Source organism: Williamsia sp. Y844, assembly GCF_056786475.1.
Genome location: NZ_JBXCJB010000003.1, coordinates 232,026 through 246,617, shown reverse-complemented (window position 1 = coordinate 246,617; position 14,592 = coordinate 232,026). Strand labels below are relative to the sequence as shown.

General features: G+C 63.7%; 15 protein-coding genes. 3 read left to right on the top strand and 12 right to left on the bottom strand.

What is annotated here, in order from left to right:
• Positions 1 to 12 precede the first annotated feature (12 nt).
• The 5 genes from AC1TQG_RS17955 to pgsA all read right to left on the bottom strand — a co-directional run bounded on the left by AC1TQG_RS17955 (position 13) and on the right by pgsA (position 2,858).
• On the bottom strand, positions 13 to 186 hold the full coding sequence (locus tag AC1TQG_RS17955) for a hypothetical protein (RefSeq protein WP_482139194.1): 174 nt from the start codon (positions 184 to 186) through the stop codon (positions 13 to 15).
• A gap of 114 nt (positions 187 to 300) precedes the next feature.
• Complete coding sequence (gene pspA, locus AC1TQG_RS17950; protein ID WP_482139192.1) at positions 301 to 1,110, bottom strand: phage shock protein PspA; 810 nt, start codon at positions 1,108 to 1,110, stop codon at positions 301 to 303.
• Positions 1,111 to 1,194: 84 nt separating this feature from the next.
• Positions 1,195 to 1,524 (bottom strand): helix-turn-helix domain-containing protein, encoded by a 330-nt coding sequence (locus tag AC1TQG_RS17945; RefSeq protein ID WP_482139190.1) that lies wholly within the window; start codon positions 1,522 to 1,524, stop codon positions 1,195 to 1,197.
• A gap of 138 nt (positions 1,525 to 1,662) precedes the next feature.
• Positions 1,663 to 2,178, bottom strand: a complete 516-nt coding sequence (locus AC1TQG_RS17940) for a CinA family protein (RefSeq protein ID WP_482139188.1) — start codon at positions 2,176 to 2,178, stop codon at positions 1,663 to 1,665.
• Positions 2,175 to 2,858: a CDP-diacylglycerol--glycerol-3-phosphate 3-phosphatidyltransferase gene (gene pgsA / locus AC1TQG_RS17935; protein ID WP_482139186.1), complete on the bottom strand. Its 684-nt coding sequence runs from the start codon at positions 2,856 to 2,858 to the stop codon at positions 2,175 to 2,177. The genes AC1TQG_RS17940 and pgsA overlap by 4 nt, the downstream gene beginning before the upstream one ends.
• A 110-nt stretch (positions 2,859 to 2,968) precedes the next feature.
• Between pgsA and AC1TQG_RS17930 the strand changes: the two genes are divergently transcribed.
• Together AC1TQG_RS17930 and AC1TQG_RS17925 are read left to right on the top strand one after the other, a co-directional pair.
• Positions 2,969 to 3,517: an amino-acid N-acetyltransferase gene (locus AC1TQG_RS17930; RefSeq protein ID WP_482139184.1), complete on the top strand. Its 549-nt coding sequence runs from the start codon at positions 2,969 to 2,971 to the stop codon at positions 3,515 to 3,517.
• Positions 3,518 to 3,550: 33 nt separating this feature from the next.
• Complete coding sequence (locus AC1TQG_RS17925) at positions 3,551 to 3,835, top strand: YciI family protein (RefSeq protein WP_482139182.1); 285 nt, start codon at positions 3,551 to 3,553, stop codon at positions 3,833 to 3,835.
• Between the two features lie 6 nt (positions 3,836 to 3,841).
• Here the strand turns inward: AC1TQG_RS17925 and AC1TQG_RS17920 are convergent, their stop codons facing one another.
• From AC1TQG_RS17920 to thyX, 6 genes are all read right to left on the bottom strand, one after another.
• Positions 3,842 to 4,873 (bottom strand): TerC family protein, encoded by a 1,032-nt coding sequence (locus AC1TQG_RS17920; RefSeq protein ID WP_482139180.1) that lies wholly within the window; start codon positions 4,871 to 4,873, stop codon positions 3,842 to 3,844.
• Between the two features lie 170 nt (positions 4,874 to 5,043).
• Positions 5,044 to 7,851, bottom strand: coding sequence for a DNA translocase FtsK (locus AC1TQG_RS17915; protein WP_482139179.1), 2,808 nt, complete (start codon positions 7,849 to 7,851; stop codon positions 5,044 to 5,046).
• A gap of 84 nt (positions 7,852 to 7,935) precedes the next feature.
• Positions 7,936 to 8,556: a TIGR03085 family metal-binding protein gene (locus AC1TQG_RS17910; RefSeq protein WP_482139177.1), complete on the bottom strand. Its 621-nt coding sequence runs from the start codon at positions 8,554 to 8,556 to the stop codon at positions 7,936 to 7,938.
• 45 nt (positions 8,557 to 8,601) lie between these two features.
• Positions 8,602 to 10,539: a ribonuclease J gene (locus AC1TQG_RS17905; RefSeq protein ID WP_482139175.1), complete on the bottom strand. Its 1,938-nt coding sequence runs from the start codon at positions 10,537 to 10,539 to the stop codon at positions 8,602 to 8,604.
• Positions 10,536 to 11,441 carry a 4-hydroxy-tetrahydrodipicolinate synthase gene (gene dapA / locus AC1TQG_RS17900; protein ID WP_482139173.1) on the bottom strand — a complete coding sequence of 302 codons (906 nt, stop codon included), beginning with the start codon at positions 11,439 to 11,441 and terminating at the stop codon, positions 10,536 to 10,538. Before dapA ends, AC1TQG_RS17905 begins: the two co-directional genes overlap by 4 nt.
• Positions 11,442 to 11,509: 68 nt before the next feature.
• Positions 11,510 to 12,262, bottom strand: coding sequence for an FAD-dependent thymidylate synthase (gene thyX / locus AC1TQG_RS17895; RefSeq protein ID WP_482139171.1), 753 nt, complete (start codon positions 12,260 to 12,262; stop codon positions 11,510 to 11,512).
• A 238-nt stretch (positions 12,263 to 12,500) separates the two neighbouring features.
• On the opposite strand from thyX, the gene AC1TQG_RS17890 reads away from it, so the two are divergent.
• Positions 12,501 to 13,319, top strand: a complete 819-nt coding sequence (locus AC1TQG_RS17890; RefSeq protein ID WP_482139169.1) for a tyrosine-protein phosphatase — start codon at positions 12,501 to 12,503, stop codon at positions 13,317 to 13,319.
• A gap of 36 nt (positions 13,320 to 13,355) precedes the next feature.
• On the opposite strand, the gene AC1TQG_RS17885 is transcribed toward AC1TQG_RS17890, so the two are convergent.
• Positions 13,356 to 14,591, bottom strand: coding sequence for a winged helix-turn-helix domain-containing protein (locus tag AC1TQG_RS17885; protein WP_482139167.1), 1,236 nt, complete (start codon positions 14,589 to 14,591; stop codon positions 13,356 to 13,358).
• Position 14,592 lies beyond the last annotated feature (1 nt).

Here is a 14,592-nt window from a genome sequence, read left to right as displayed (position 1 = left end):
TCGGCCCCGCCGTCACAGTCCGGTGTTCGTCGGACTCTTGTCAGAACTCGACCACTTGATCAGCGCGATCACGCCGATCACCACGAGGCCGATCACCAGAATTGTCAGCAGCCCCTTCACCAGCGCCATGATCAGGCCGAAAGCCAACCACACCACCAGGATTGCCAGCAGCACCTTCCACCACATGTCATCCTCCTCGTTGATCCATCCGTTGACATCAACGGTGCCAGCACAGCACCCGTTTGTCATCGGTGAACAGGCAAGATGGGGGAAAGTTCAGGGACTACCCCGAGTACGCGCTCAGTTCGACTGGGGCTTCTCGACGTTGACCGACGGTGCCGCAGGCTCCGCGGCGGGTGCGGCGGTGGTCTCACCGGCAGCCAACGACTCACCGGCCATGGAGGCCCGGATCTGTTCGAGTCGGGAGTGCCCGGCCATCTGCACGCTGGCCTGCTGAACCTCCATCATGCGGCCCTGCACCGAATTCCGGGAGAGTTCGGCCGACCCGAGTGCGTTGGCGTAACGACGCTCGATCTTGTCGCGCACCTGCTCGAGGTTGGGGGTGTTGCCGGGCGCGGCCAGTTCACTCATCTGGTTCAGGGACGCCGAGACCTGCTCCTGCATCTTGGCCTGCTCCAACTGACTCAGCAATTTGGTCCGCTCAGCAAGCTTCTGCTGCAACATCATCGAGTTCTGCTCAACTGCATGCTTGGCCTGTTCGGCGGCCTGCAGCGACTGATCGTGGAGCGCCTTGAGGTCTTCGACGCTCTGCTCCCCGGTCACCAACTGCGCGGCGAAAGCCTCGGCAGCATTGGTGTATTCGGTCGCCTTGGCGGTGTCACCTGCCGCCGTCGCCTTGTCTGCCAGAGTCAACGCCTGCCGGGTGTTGGCCTGCAGCCGTTCGATGTCCTCGAGCTGCCGATTGAGCTTCATCTCGAGCTGGCGCTGATTGCCGATGACGGCAGCGGCCTGCTGCGAAAGAGCCTGATGCTGACGCTGTGCATCTTCGATAGCCTGCTGGATCTGAATCTTCGGGTCGGCATTCTCATCGATCTTGGCGTTTCCGAACGCCATCAAGTAACGCCATGCCTTCACAAACGGGTTAGCCATTGCCCCTGCCTTGTCTTCAGTACGATTCCGAGCAGTCCTCGACCCAATCTATCGTCTGAGCCCGCGCAGTGACACCAGCGAGTGTCAGGCGGCAGCCAGCGCCGACGCCGGCTGCGGTATGACAACCTTCGTGTCGGTCGCGATCGATGCGCGCCCGGAAGGCTGCGAAACGTGGTCCAGATCGGTGCGAAGTGTGTCGCGGACATCCAGCAGGACGTCGGCGATCTCCACCTCGAGTGCATCGCAGATCGCAGCGAGCAGTTCGCTCGACGCCTCTTTTTGGCCGCGTTCGACCTCAGACAGGTAGCCCAGGCTGACCCGGGCGCTCGTCGATACCTCACGCAAAGTGCGGCCTTGATCCATCCGAACCCGCCGCAGGCTGCCACCGAGTGCTTCCCGCAGGAGCAATGCCATATGAGTCCTCCTCAACACGTCAGTCTGTCCAACGCAGGACGGTCCGATTCCGTTCCCGGTCCGCAAACCCACGTTCATTCCTCTGCCCGCAGGTCTGCACTTTTTCGTCACTGCCGCGGATGCAGCACTCACACGAACTCAGTCGAGCCAATCGAGCAATTCACCGATTGACCGTGTGCACGACATTAGACGAATATCCCAGCGGTCGCCCTGCAGCGACATGCCAACGACCTGGGTGTCGAATCCGATGGTCCCGGCCGCCTGATCGGAGCGCGCCCGAGCCAAGCCGCAGAACACCGTGCCCGGAGCCTTTCCGTCCTGTGGATCGGGACCCGCCACTCCGGTCAGGGATATCCCGTACGTCGCACCACACCGGGTGGCCGCACCGATCGCCAACTCCTCGGCAGTTCGCGCCGCCACCGGTCCGAACTCCTCGAGCGTATCGGCGCGGACCCCCGCAAGGGCCGCCTTGAGGTCGGTTGCATAGACGATCAGACCGCCCCGCAGCACCTCGCTGGCACCGGGGATTCCCGCGATCATCGCGGACAGCAGGCCGGCCGTGAGCGACTCGCTGGTGGCCACGGTTTCTTCGCGGCGGCGCAACTCGGCCACCAACCGCCGCGCCGGCTCCCCGGCCAGCGGATCGACGCTCACCGTGCGGAGCTGTCGCCGGGGTGCCCGGACCGTTCGTCCCGACGTATCGTCGCCGCGTCCCGGCGTCGCTGGGCCCGTTTGGCGAAGGCCTGCCATACATAGTCGATGCCGGTGACCACGGTCGCCACCAGCGCCGCACCCATCAGCACGATCGCGATCCAGTGCAACGGTCCGGACAGCGGCAATATATAGAGGCCGATCGCAAAGACCTGCAAGAGCGTCTTGATCTTGCCGCCGCGACTGGCCGGGATCACTCCGTGCCGCAGCACCCAGAACCGCAGGACCGTGATCCCGAGTTCCCGGGCCAGGATCACGCCGGTCACCCACCAGGGCAGCTCACCGAGGATCGACAGACCGATCAATGCAGAGCCGATCAACGCCTTGTCGGCGATGGGGTCGGCGAGCTTTCCGAAATCGGTGATCAAGCCGCGTTCGCGCGCGATCCGGCCGTCGTAGTGGTCGGTGATCGCGGCCAGCGCGAAAACGCCCCACGCCAGGGTTCGCCACCACGGGTCGTCACCACCGTCGATGAACAGGATCGCAACAAACACCGGCACCAGCGCGATCCGAAAGATCGTCAAGATATTGGCCAGATTGAGGATCGGTACTTCTTCGCTGACCAGATCCACAATCGGGTCCGGCTCGGCGCCGCTCATCTCGCGACGCAAACGATCAGCCACGCGATGCACCTTGCAGCGCCGAATCAAGATGCCCAATACCCACGTGCACAAGGATAGGTTGCCCCGACTGCGGCGAAGGGCCGGGGTACACAGGTATTAATGTTTCACGCATGGCATCTGACAACAGCTCGGCGAACGAGCCTGCTGCTGCAACCGATTCGAAGGCTGACGCGATTGTGCGCCGGGCACGAACCTCGGATGTGCCGCGCATCAAAGAGCTGATCGACCAGTACGCGGGCAAGATCCTCCTCGAAAAGAATTTGGTGACGCTCTACGAGGCCGTCCAGGAGTTCTGGGTCGCCGAGGACGACGGCCGCGTGGTCGGTTGCGGCGCGCTCCACGTCCTCTGGGCTGACCTCGGTGAGATCCGTACCGTCGCCGTCGACCAGTCGATGGCCGGGCACGGCATCGGCCACCGATTGGTGAGCCGACTGCTCGACATGGCGCGGCAACTCCAACTGAGCCGAGTGTTCGTGCTCACCTTCGAAACCCGCTTCTTCGGCAAACACGGCTTCGTCGAAATCGCCGGTACCCCGGTGACCGCCGAGGTCTATGAGGAGATGTGCCGGTCGTACGACGCCGGTGTCGCCGAGTTCCTCGACCTGAGTTTCGTCAAACCCAACACCCTTGGCAATACCCGGATGTTGGCCACCCTCTAGGACCCGACCGCTCTTCCAACTGAAAGAAGCACCGTGGCAACGTTTCTCGTCGAGTACACCTTCTCCCCCAGCACCGCGGCCATCCGCGACGAGACCCGGCAGGCGCATCGCGCCTGGTTGTCGGGTCTGTGCGACGACGGCATCTTGAAGGCGTCCGGACCGTTCCCGGACGGCCTCGGCGCTCTGCTGATATTCCGGGCAGAGGACGAGGCCGCCGTGAAGGCCCTGATCCAGGATGATCCGTACGTTCCGGTCTCGGCCATCGACGCCACGTCGATTCGCGGGTGGAACCCGGTGATCGGACCGATCACCGACTGATCCAGGTCACCGCCCGTTCAGATCCCGACCGTGGGGTGTCTCGTCTGACTTGGCGGCGGCCTTCTTATCGTCCGACTTCGTCTTCAGCAGGCTCGCCACCGTGGTGATCACCAGGGTTCCGACGATCACGGACAGCGACACCGGTGTCGAGATCACCGGCACCGAGATGGGGTCACCACCGTTGAGGAATCCCAGGGTGTTCTCGTGCAGTGCGTGCAGCACGAGCTTCACACCGATGAAGCCGAGGATGAACGAGAGTCCGAACGACAGGTAGACCAACTTGTCGAGGAGCCCGCCGAGCAGGAAGTACAGCTGGCGCAGACCCATCAGGGCGAAAGCGTTCGCGGTGAACACGATGTAGGGCTCTTCGGTGAGTCCGTAGATCGCCGGGATCGAGTCGAGCGCGAACAGCACATCGGTGAATCCGATGACGATCAGCACCATCAGCATCGGCGTGGCCAGCCGCTTGCCGTTTTCCCTGGTGAACAGCTTGTCGCCGTCGTAGTTGTCCGACGTGCGCAGCACCTTCTTCACGAAGCGCTGAATGGCACTTTCGCGCTCTTCCTCGGCTTCGACCACGTGGTCGGATTCGCGCAGAAGTTTGATGGCGGTGAAGATCAGGAAGGCGCCGAACAGGTAGAACACCCACGAGTAGGCATCGATGGCGGCGGCACCGACTGCGATGAACGCACCGCGCATCACCAGAGCCATCACGATTCCGAGGAGCAGCACCTTTTGCTGATACTCACGCGGTACCGCGAACTTCGCCATGATGATGACAAAGACGAACAGGTTATCTACCGAGAGTGCTTTCTCGGTGACGAAGCCGGCGTAGTACTCGGTACCCGACGTCGAGCCCCACTTCCACCACACGAACCCGCCAAAGATCAGGGCGAGGGTGATGTAGAAAGCGGACCAGAATCCGGATTCTTTGATCGACGGGGCGTGTGGGACCCGTACGTGAGCAAAGAAGTCGAAGACGAACAACCCCAAGATCACCAGACAGGTGATGATCCACACAATGGGTGACACATGCACAGTTGAAGCCTCCAAGCGGCAGTCGAACGAATAGTAAAGACTACTTTACGCATCGATTCACGTAGACCCGCGCACACTGTGCGACCGGCCACCTGCTACCACGATAAAACCTTCAGATCAATCTGACGGTCGCGGAAGGTTGCTCGCCGCCAGAAGTCCCTGGTCTGCCCCTAGAAGTCCGGGTCGTCGTCCGTGTCGTCGGCACCGCCACCACCGGTGATCGAGGCGATGACACCGGCGAGATCCTCGGGTTTTACGAGCACCTCACGCGCCTTCGAACCCTCCGACGGTCCGACAACCCCGCGGGTCTCCATCAGATCGATCAGGCGTCCGGCCTTGGCGAAACCGACGCGGAGCTTGCGCTGCAGCATCGATGTCGATCCGAACTGACTCGACACCACAAGCTCGATCGCCTGCAGCAGGTCGTCGAGATCGCCACCGATGTCGTCGTCGATGTCTTTCTTGTCCGCGACCTTCTTTATGGTGACACCCTCGGTGTAGTCGGGCTCGCTCTGCTCCTTCGCGAAATCCACCACCGCCTGGATCTCTTCGTCGGTGATGAACGCACCCTGCATCCGGATGGGCTTGCTGGCTCCCATCGGCAGGAACAACCCGTCACCCATACCGATCAGCTTCTCGGCACCGGGCTGGTCGAGGATGACCCGGGAGTCGGTGAGCGACGACGTCGCGAACGCCAGCCGGGAGGGCACGTTGGTCTTGATCAGACCGGTGACCACATCGACCGAGGGTCGCTGCGTGGCCAGGACCAGATGGATACCCGCGGCGCGCGCCTTCTGGGTGATCCGGACAATCGATTCCTCGACTTCGCGCGGGGCCGTCATCATCAGGTCGGCGAGCTCGTCGACGATCGCCAGGATGTACGGATACGGCTTGTAGATGCGCTCCGAGCCGAGCGGTGTGGTGATCTCCCCGGACTTCACCTTCGCGTTGAAGTCATCGATGTGACGCACCCGCGACGACTTCATGTCCTGATAGCGCTGCTCCATCTCCTCCACGAGCCAGGCCAGTGCGGAGGCGGCCTTCTTCGGCTGGGTGATGATCGGCGTGATGAGGTGCGGAATGCCTTCATATGGTGTGAGTTCCACCATCTTCGGGTCGATCAGGATCATCCTGACCTCTTCCGGTGTCGCACGGGTCAGCAGCGAGACCAGCATCGAGTTCACGAAGCTCGACTTACCTGAACCGGTGGAGCCGGCGACCAGGAGGTGGGGCATCTTCGCCAGGTTCGCGGCAACGAAATTGCCTTCGATGTCCTTGCCAAGGCCGACAACCAGTGGGTGCTTGTCTTTGCGGGTCGACGCTGCGGTGAGCACGTCGGCCAGTCGGACCATCTCACGGTCGGTGTTGGGGACCTCGATACCCACGGCCGACTTGCCGGGAATCGGGGCAAGCAGCCGGACATTGTCGGTGGCCGCGGCGTAGGAGATGTTGCGCTGCAGTGCGGTGATCTTCTCGACCTTCACACCCGGTCCGAGTTCGACCTCATACCGGGTGACCGTGGGCCCCCGGGTGAAGCCGGTGACGGCGGCGTCGATCTTGAACTGCTCGAGAACCGCGGAGATCCGGTCGATCATCTCGTCGTTGGCGGCGCTGCCCAGCTTGGGCGGGTCGCCTTCGATCAGCAGGCTGGCCGGCGGCAACTTGTAGTCGCCCTCCACGGCACGATCGACCAACATCCCGTTCTGCGGCATGTCGTCGTCTTCGTCGTCGTCGGCCGGGACCGGCGGCGGGGTCGGCTTGGCGACGGGCCGTTTGCGGACCGGCTTGGCTCCGGCAGGAGGCGTCTGCAGGGCTTCGGTGACCGCTGTCGGTGCACCGTTGTCGTCGATGATCTCTTCGGTCAATGCCTCCGCGGCAGTCACCGGCGGCGGGGTCCGCCGACGGGGCCTGCTCAGCGACTCGGTGCGGGTAGGCAGCGGCGGAAGATCAGGTGGGTAGTTGTTGTACGGGTCACCGTAGGCCGCCTCGCCAAACGAGTTGTCCGCGCCGAAGTCGTCGTCTTCGTAGTCGCCCTCTTCATCCCATTCCTGGGCGACGCCAAGACCGAGGTACGACCCGACCACGACGAACAATTCGCGCACCGTCAGCCCGGACAGCAAGAGCAGACCAAATGCCATGCACAGCAACAGAATCGGCACGGAGATCCATGCGGTCAACCCGTCGGTGAGAGGTCCGCCGACGGCGAACCCGAAGAATCCACCAGCGTCCTGACGCTCCGACAATTCAGCCGGGCGGCCGGCGAAGATGTGCCACAGCCCGGGCAGTGGAAGCCCGATCAACAATGCAGCGCCGATGTACCGACCACGACTGCGCGGATTCGGGGCATGCCGCATGAGCACAAATGCGGCAACGATGAAGATCAGCGGCAGCAGTATGGCCACGGTGCCGATGACAGCCCTGGCTGCGGAATCGACAAACGCGCCGACCGGCCCTCCGGCGTCGAACCAGATTGCAGCGACGACCACGATCGACAATGCGATCAATACGAGCGCGAGTCCGTCGCGCCCCTGCGTGTGGACGTTCTGGTCCGCTCCCCCGCCGGACGAATCGTCGAATGCATCGTTCGGTTGGTCGTCCCAGCCGTCGTCGCCGCTGTACTGGCGCTCGTCGTAGTGGGGGTCACCGCCACGCGAACCGGACCGGGCGACCGCACCGACACCCTTGGCCAGCAGTCCCCATCCCGCACCGACACCACCGCCCACAGCCTTGAGCGCCGAGCGCCGCGGTGGCGCCGATGCCTTGGTCCGGGCCGAGGTCGCTGCCGACCTGCTCGATGCCCGGGCGCCTGCGGTTGTTTTCTTGGCTGTTGTCGCCTTCTTCGCAGCGGGCCTCTTGGCCGACGCCGCGGCCTTCTTCGCCGGAGCCTTACGCGGGGCAGCCTTCTTGGCGGCAGGTTTCTTCCCGGCCGCAGAACTGCGAGCGGGCGCGCCAGAACGAGCGGTGGACTTGGTTGCCATGGGTGCCACCTTAGTCGGCAACAGTCACACAAACCTCATCTACAACACGTGTATCGGGCTTGCGTGTCGAATTCGTGATTGTTGCTAGAAACCGCGCTTGGCTGCCTTCACCGCCGCGACCGCCTCGGCGTCACCCTCGAAAACCAAACGCGTCTGGGCTCGTCCGAACGTGAACAACAACAGTTCCAGCGGTTCACCGGTGATCCGAACCGCAGGCCCGCTGCCTCCGGTTGCGATCTGTTCACCATCAGGGGTGACCAATTCAACAGTCGCGGGTGACTTTGCGATCGCCCTTTTCGCCATCGCCTTCAGCGGCGTGAGAATCGCCTTGGTCTCATCGGCCCCAAGGGTCCGAGGCTCCCATCCCGGCGCCCCACGGCGGACATCCTCGTGGTGCACAAACATCTCGGTGACGTTCGCGAAGCGATCGAGCGGTTTCATCGGCGAATACAGCGGGGGCCCGGCAGCGAATTTTGCCACCATCGAATCCCAGTCGGCCTTCGCAGCCTTGTCCTGGACCGACTTCGTATGCCCGGCAAAGGCCGGGATGAGGATCCCCGGCGCCGCGTCGAGGCGATACTCACGAACGATCATGTGCGCGGTCAGATCCCGGGCCGTCCATCCCTCACAGAGGGTTGGCGCGTCGGGTCCGACCGCACGAAGAGTGGTCACAAGCGCTGAACGTTCATCTCGGGCAATCGTCATGGCACCACCCTATGTGGCGCCGACCACCCTTGCGGCGCATAACAACTAGCTGTTGCCGGAGTCGCTCACTGTCAGAACCGTTGGCACGATCATCGGCCGGCGGCGGTACTTGTCGGCGACCCAACGGCCGACCACCCGACGGATGGTCTGCGCGATCCGATGCGCGTCGGTGATACCTTCGTTGGCCAGCTGCTCCAGAGAGTGGTCGACCAGGTTTGCCGCTTCTTTGAGCGCTGCCGGATCATCGGAGAATCCACGACCGGAGACCTCGGGCGGGCTGACCGCTCGACCGGTGTCGGCGTCGATCACCACCGCGATCGCGATGAAGCCGCCTTCACCGAGGACAAGTCGTTCGGACAACGTCGACTCGCCGACATCTCCGACAGACAGTCCATCGACGTACACGAAGCCCACCGGAACCCGGCCGGTGATCGATGCGCGACCGTCGACGAGATCGACGATCACGCCGTCCTCGGCCAGGACCACGGCATCGGACGGGACACCGGTGGCCTCGGCCAGCTTGGCGTTGGCACGCAGGTGACGCCATTCACCGTGGACCGGCATCACGTTCGACGGCCGGACGGCGTTGTACAGGTACAGCAGCTCTCCTGCCGATGCGTGTCCGGAGACGTGCACCTTGGCGCTCTGCTGCGTGACCACGGTGGCACCGCGTCGCGCGAGGCCGTTGACCACGGCAAACACCGAGTTCTCGTTACCAGGGATGAGCGATGACGCCAAGACCACTAGATCGTCGGCGTGAATGTTGATCTGCCGGTGTTCGCCTTTGGCCATCCGCGAGAGCGCGGAGAGCGGCTCGCCTTGCGATCCGGTCGAGACGAGCACGAGCTTGTTGTCGGGCAGTGCGGCGGCGGTGTCCATGTCGACAACCACGCCGTCGGGCACCCGCAGGTAGCCGAGTTCCTGGGCGATCTGCATGTTGCGGACCATCGAGCGTCCGACAAACGTCACCCGGCGCCCGTGGGCGTGGGCCACGTCGACAACCTGCTGGATCCGGTGGACATGGCTGGCAAAGGACGCCACGATCACACGGTGTTTGGCCTTGCCGATCACCTGGTCGAGAACGCCACCGATCTCACGTTCGGGGGTGACGAATCCGGGAACCTCGGCGTTGGTCGAGTCGACCAGGAAGAGGTCGACGCCTTCATCGCCGAGCCGGCTGAAACCGGCCAGGTCGGTGAGACGGCCGTCGAGTGGCAACTGGTCGAGCTTGATGTCGCCGGTGTGCAAGACCACGCCGGCACCCGTGCGGATGGCCACTGCCAGCGCGTCCGGGATCGAATGGTTGACCGCGAAGTACTCGACCTCGAACGGACCGTGTTTGGTGAACTCGCCTTCGAACACCTCGATCAGCTTGGGACGCAGGCGATGCTCTTTGCACTTGGCCGCCAACAGGGCAAGCGTGAACTTCGCGCCGATCACCGGGATGTCCGACCGCAACCGGAGCAGGAACGGCACGGCGCCGATGTGATCTTCGTGTCCGTGCGTCAGGATGATCGCCTCGACGTCATCCATCCGGTCTTCGATGTACCGGAAGTCCGGCAGGATCAGGTCGACACCGGGCTGGGCATCCTCGGGGAACAACACACCACAGTCGACGATCAGCAACTTGCCGTCGTATTCGAAAACGGTCATGTTGCGGCCGATCTCACCGATTCCGCCGAGCGCCACGATGCGCATGCCGTTGGCCGGGAGTTTCGGCGGGGTGCCGAGCCTGTTGCTGTTCTCGACAACCCGGGCATCGGTCCGTTTCGCTGCCGACTGTCCCTGACCGCCACGACGATTCCGCGGAGACCGCTTCTGTGCGACCGACTTTGATGACTTGGGTGCGTTCGATTCGGGGATGTTGTCCGCCTTCGGTTCCGCCGCAGCGGGGATCGTCTGTGGTTTCGGCTCTGCCGGTGGTCCGGCCTTGCGGCGGATCACTCTGCCGCGCTTACGGCCGGACGAATCTGGAGATGTCATGAAAGCACCTTCGCTGCACGCAGATCCGCGATCAGCGCTTCGATTTGTGGACCGTTCGCCGGCACCTGCGGTAACCGGGGGTCGCCGACATCCATACCCAGGATGCGCAACGCTGCCTTGACCATCGTGACGCCTCCAAGACGGCCCATCGCGTTGACGAGCGGGATCATCGACAAATTGAGTTCACGGGCCCGGACGAGATCGCCCTTGTTGACCGCGTCGAGCATGTCACGCAAGCGGTCGGGAACCAGGTGGCCGATAACGCTGACAAAACCCGCTGCTCCGATCGACAGCCACGGCAGGTTCAAGGCGTCTTCGCCGGAAAGATACTGAAGGCCGGTGTCGGCCATCAGCGATGCCGCCGAGTTCAGATCACCCTTGGCGTCTTTGACGCCGCGGATGTTCGGGTGGCGCGAGAGCTCCAACAGGGTTCGGTGCTCGATCGGGATGACCGACCGGGGAGGAATGTCGTATAGCAACACCGGCACGTCGGTGGCGTCGGCGATGGCGGTGAAGTGCGCCAGCAGACCTGCCTGCGGCGGACGCGAGTAGTACGGGGTCACCACCAACAGGCCGTGCGCACCGATCGCTGCCGACTCCTTCGCGAACCAGACACTCTCGCGAGTGTCATAGCTGCCCGCGCCCTGCACGATCCGGGCGCGGTCGCCGACCGCGTCCAGGACCACCCGAAGCAGGTCGAGCTTCTCGGCCGGAGACGTGGTGGGCGATTCGCCTGTGGTGCCGGAGACAACCAGTCCGTCGCAGCCACCGGAAACGAGCCGGTCGGCAAGTTCAGCAGCTCGTTCGAGGTCCAGCGATCCGTCAGCGGTGAACGGGGTAACCATCGCAACACTGACAGTCCCGAAGGGGAAGCTCTGTGGTTGCGTCGCACCGGTGATCATGGTCGTTAAGGTTACCGGAGCACAGGCCAGTCGCTTAATCCGTGGCACCTGTGGGGCGCCGCGGCGTTTCAGCCTTCGAGAACAAACGGCGACGTGGCCACTTCGGTGCCGTCCGAGAGTGTCCCGATCTCGAAGTCTCCGAAAACAGTTGGCGCGACATCGATGAGCTGACGCAGGCATTCGATCGCCAGTTGCCTGATCTCGACATCGGCATGTTCGGTGGCCCGCATGCCGATGAAATGACGCCACGCGCGGTAGTTACCGGTCACGACGATCTTGGTTTCGGTGGCGTTGGGAAGGACCGCTCGGGCTGCCTGCCGGGCCTGCTTACGCCGCAGGATGTTGTTGGGTACGTCCGAGAACTTCTCTTCCAACGCGGTCAATAGTTCCGAGTACGCCTTACGGCTGGCGTCGGTGGCCTCGATGAACAGTGCCTCGAGTTCCGCGTCGCCGCGGATGGCCGGTGGCGGTACGACGTTCGAATCGTGCTCCGGCACAAAGCGTTGCGAGAGCTGCGAATACGAGAAATGACGATGCCGGATCAATTCGTGGGTGCACGAACGCGAGATCCCGGCGATGTAGAACGTCACGGTCGCGTGTTCGAGCAGCGACAGATGTCCGACTTCCAGGATGTGACGCAGGTATCCGGCGTTGGTTGCTGTCCGGGGATTCGGTTTGTCCCAGCTCTGATAGCAGGCCCGGCCCGCGAACTCGACCAACGCTTCCCCGCCGTCGACGTCAGTGCTCCACGGCACATCGGCGGGAGCGTCGAACGACGTTTTCGCCACCAGTTGCACCTTCAACGGCACCAATTCCGACACTGCACTTCCTCTTTCCTGTGGGTTCGAACCCCATCGATTGTCCACCACCGTGGAGACGCACATGTTATCGACCTCACCTGCCGGGTCAGGGCCCGCCGGCGCGGATGAACGCTGCCGTTCCCGACGATGAACATCGACGGATCGGCGAGCCGAAACCGGGTCCGGGCCGCCACAGAACCCTCTACTGTGACAACGCGCCACACATCCGGCGTTGATTCTTCGCCCGAAAGTGAGCGCAATGCGTACCCGTCGCGGATTGACCGCCGTCCTCCTGACCACCGGATTCCTGCTCGGTCCGACTGCGCTACCGGTGATGACCGGCGTCGCGCTCGGTGGTGGAATACCGACTGTCTCCGATTCCGGGACCGCAGCGTCCTCACTGGCCGGACGACTCATCGACCTCGAGGGTACCGAGAACACCCGGACACTGGCCGGCTTCCGTACCGCGGACGGTTCCGTGGTCAGGGAGAACCGCGTCCTGCGCTCGGACAATCTCTCGAAGCTGGCAGCTTCCGATGTCAGCATTCTGCAGGCTCAGCAGGTTGTCGCGGTCGTCGATCTGCGGACCGTCTTCGAACGGGCATTGCAACCGAACAAGCCGATTGCCGGCACGACGTCCGAGTCCAACGACGTGCTCGGCGCCCTCCCGCCGACCAGCCTCATCGATCTGGCGGCGGCGTACCGCGCATTTGTCACCGACAGCGGCGCCCGCGCAGCGTTCGCGGCGACGCTGCTTGAGATCAAGACCGCGGCCGCCGACGGCAAGGCCGTGCTCTATCACTGCTCGGCGGGCAAAGACCGGACCGGCTGGACGACCGCAGTTCTGCTGACCCTGCTCGGCGTGGATCGCGCGACCGTCGAAGCCGACTTCCTGGCCAGCAACACGTACCGCCACACCAGTGCCGACGATCCACTCAACGGGGTGAACATCGATTGGCTGCGTGCCTCGTTCGACACCGCCGATGACGTCTACGGCAGCTTCGACAACTACGTGCGCGCCGGGCTCGGCCTCGGCGACGACGACGTCAGCGCGTTGAAGTCCACGTTGCTCGTCTGAGGCGGCTCGTCCGACAGCGGTTTATCTGACAGCAGGTCATCTGAAAGCTGCTGACCCGATGGCCCTTGCCAGCACCGGAGCAAGATCGCCCCGATCGCCGACCTCCACGCGGCCGACACCGAGCCAGAGCGCCATCGCGTGGAGGTCTGCGGCCAGGGACTGCGCCACCACCGTGGGGTTGGGCCCGGATTCGCAGAAGGCTCCGAGAACCAGCAGCCGATCCCCGACCCTGTCTGTCTTGAGGTCGACGCGGGCGACGATCTGGTCGCCCATCAGGTACGGGAGCACGTAGTAGCCGTGGACCCGCTTGGGCTCGGGCACGTAGATCTCGATGCGGTAGTGGAAGTCGAAAACCCGCTCGGTACGGGGCCGGAAGAAGATCAGCGGGTCGAAAGGGCTGAGTAACGAGCTTCGGGTCACCGTGCGTGGGATCCGCGCGGCCGGGTCGAGGTAACCCGGTTTGGACCAACCCTCCACCGTCACCTGCTGAATCGTCCCTGCCGACAGCAGGTCGGCGATCGCGTCCCGCGCGGGTTGGGGTTTGAGCCGGTAGTAGTCGCGGATGTCGGCTTCGGTGCCGACTCCGAGCGCGGTCACCGAACCCCGCACCAGCTCACGGATCGCGTCGTCGCGTGCGATCTCGACGTGCAAGTGCTCCCCCACCACGTTCTCGGCGAGGTCGTAGTAGCGCGTGAATCCGTTGCGCCGCATCGCCGAGAGTTCTCCGGCGGCGAACATCACCTCACACAGGTGTTTGACCTGGCTGCGGTCCCACCAGGTGCCCTTCTTCGGACGCTTCTCGTGGCCGAGGTGGTCTTCGATCAACCCACTGGTACTGGGCCCGATCTCTGCGATGGTGTCGCGGATGACCGCGCGCATCGCCAATGAGTTCCGGTCTCCAACCGCTTGGCGATAGCGGCCGTGCCGGAAGTCTTCCATCCGCCACCGGAACAGCGGCCAGTGCTCGAGCGGGACCAGCGCCGCCTCGTGCGCCCAGTATTCGACGAGCAGAGTTGGCCGGCGCGGACCCGGTTCCCAGGCAGCTTGTTCGAGTACCGCGCGGTCGTAGTTTCCGAGACGACTGAAGACCGGCATGTAGTGGGCACGGACCGCAATGCTCACCGAGTCCATCTGCAACAGTCGTGTTCGTTCGAGTACCCGCTGCAGGTGTTTACGGGTCACCGGCCCGGCTGGAAGTCGATCGGTGAAACCTTGTGCCGCCAAGGCAATTCGACGCGCCTGCGCACCTGACAGCTGATCGCGGCCGGCCACT

Bases quoted from the DNA above. Each gene is read 5' to 3' on its own strand.
- AC1TQG_RS17955 (WP_482139194.1), bottom strand. From the start codon at position 186: ATGTGGTGGAAGGTGCTGCTGGCAATCCTGGTGGTGTGGTTGGCTTTC.
- pspA (WP_482139192.1), bottom strand. From the start codon at position 1,110: ATGGCTAACCCGTTTGTGAAGGCATGGCGTTACTTGATGGCGTTCGGA.
- AC1TQG_RS17945 (WP_482139190.1), bottom strand. From the start codon at position 1,524: ATGGCATTGCTCCTGCGGGAAGCACTCGGTGGCAGCCTGCGGCGGGTT.
- AC1TQG_RS17930 (WP_482139184.1), top strand. From the start codon at position 2,969: ATGGCATCTGACAACAGCTCGGCGAACGAGCCTGCTGCTGCAACCGAT.
- AC1TQG_RS17915 (WP_482139179.1), bottom strand. From the start codon at position 7,851: ATGGCAACCAAGTCCACCGCTCGTTCTGGCGCGCCCGCTCGCAGTTCT.
- AC1TQG_RS17910 (WP_482139177.1), bottom strand. From the start codon at position 8,556: ATGACGATTGCCCGAGATGAACGTTCAGCGCTTGTGACCACTCTTCGT.
- AC1TQG_RS17905 (WP_482139175.1), bottom strand. From the start codon at position 10,539: ATGACATCTCCAGATTCGTCCGGCCGTAAGCGCGGCAGAGTGATCCGC.
- dapA (WP_482139173.1), bottom strand. From the start codon at position 11,441: ATGATCACCGGTGCGACGCAACCACAGAGCTTCCCCTTCGGGACTGTC.
- AC1TQG_RS17890 (WP_482139169.1), top strand. From the start codon at position 12,501: ATGCGTACCCGTCGCGGATTGACCGCCGTCCTCCTGACCACCGGATTC.